Below are 1,546 nucleotides of genomic sequence, written 5' to 3' on the forward strand. Positions count from 1 at the left end.
TATGCACGAATGGTTTGTCGTTGCTTGTGCACTAGCAAGCAACGACACAATAAATATTGTTATGAAACAATTTCGTGCAACAGTCAGAGCAAGTGGTGTTGTAGTCACAACTGTCGTGCATGCAGATAATGTCAACTTTGCGATAAAAATACTGCAGGCACTATTTGGTGTAGGTAATGTCATCAGCATTCCCACAGAGACATAACATGCGCATCGCAGAAGTCCTTAAACCATTAACGCCAGAACAAGCACGTATTAAAAGCATGCAAGCGCAGGTTCGGCAAGCACAACAGCGTGTAAAAGCAGAACGTATCCGTCAACAACAGATGAAGCTCAATCAACAACGTAGCAAACTTTCAAATGTGTAATCAGTTTACATAAAGAAAAAACCCACCGTGTTGCCACAGTGGGTTAATTTAATGCAAAACTAATTTTCTACTAGCTTACGCTAGCATCCAATTAAAAAGTATGGTTTACACCAATCATGTAGCCTTGCTGATCTGCATAACTTGTAGTGTTACCTGTGAGCTTAACTGGCGCTGTTGCACCGGTAAACTTGCTGGAGGAGGTAAGTGTTGAGCCAGCACCGCCATTTTGTGAAAATGCCCCAATAGCATAGAGCGTAGTACGCTTAGATAAAGAGTATTTACCCATTAAACCTACTGCGGAGTTAGTTGCACTCGTTGCTGCAGTGTTTGCGTTACCGTTGATGTTTTGCGTAAATTGCGCAGCAACAGTGATACGTGGGGTAATAGGGGCTTCAGCACCAACCATTTTACTAATGTAATTCATGCCCTGTGCAACACCAGGAGTTTTGTTATCAGTGACGTTGTAGATAGCATATGGCTTGACCATCTTAAAGTCGTAAGAGCCATAAACACCAGTTGTAGAAGTTGCCGCAGCACCACTCGTGCCGTTAGTGGTTCTGTAAGTCGCAGCCAAATCCAAGGCCTTTAAATTGTAGCTTAGGCCATAGTCAGTCACACGGGCGTATGCAACGTTGCCAGAAACAAGGTTCATACCAGTTGCAGATTGAGTTTCACCAGTAATGAATCTAGCTTGTACACCCATAAAGCTTGGTGATGTGTATGAGATTGCATTGTTTGCACGATTAGCAGCTTGCTGTGTGGCGGCTGGTCCAGAGAGGCCAGTAGCAGTAGCGGAGGTAGATGTATTTAAGAAACCACCCAGATTAGCTGCTTTTAATGGGTCAAATTTAATTTGATTGTCATAGGTTGCAGTATTGGACAAACCGATCTTCACCTCACCAAATTTTGCATTGGATAGACTTAGAAAAGAAGCGCGATTAAAAAACTGGGAGGTAGAGAAAGCTTGTGTAGTAGTACTACCACCTGCAATGCCGTCCGCGGAACCGTTAGCAGTCAAAATCTCCGCTTCCAATGTAAATCCAACTTTAGAGCCGCCGCCTATGTCTTCAATGCCTTTGAAGCCTAAGCGTGGACTAGCCATACCACCTGATTGAACGCCTGATGTTGAGCCGCCAGCTGCAGTTGTATTTGATACAGTTGCATAACCTGCGTCAACG

At 44.0% G+C, this 1,546-nt stretch carries 3 protein-coding genes; 2 read left to right on the plus strand and 1 reads right to left on the minus strand.

What is annotated here, in order from left to right; genetic code table 11:
• Positions 1 to 205 (plus strand): hypothetical protein (locus B7Y67_RS17600; protein ID WP_293599740.1); only part of this gene is annotated, 205 nt, incomplete at its 5' end.
• A 1-nt stretch (position 206) separates the two neighbouring features.
• On the plus strand, positions 207 to 368 hold the full coding sequence (locus B7Y67_RS17605; RefSeq protein WP_293599741.1) for a hypothetical protein: 162 nt from the start codon (positions 207 to 209) through the stop codon (positions 366 to 368).
• Between the two features lie 91 nt (positions 369 to 459).
• Here the strand turns inward: B7Y67_RS17605 and B7Y67_RS17610 are convergent.
• The coding region (locus B7Y67_RS17610) for a porin (RefSeq protein ID WP_293599742.1) at positions 460 to 1,546 on the minus strand (1,087 nt) is incomplete at its 5' end.

Source organism: Polynucleobacter sp. 35-46-11, from assembly GCF_002281105.1.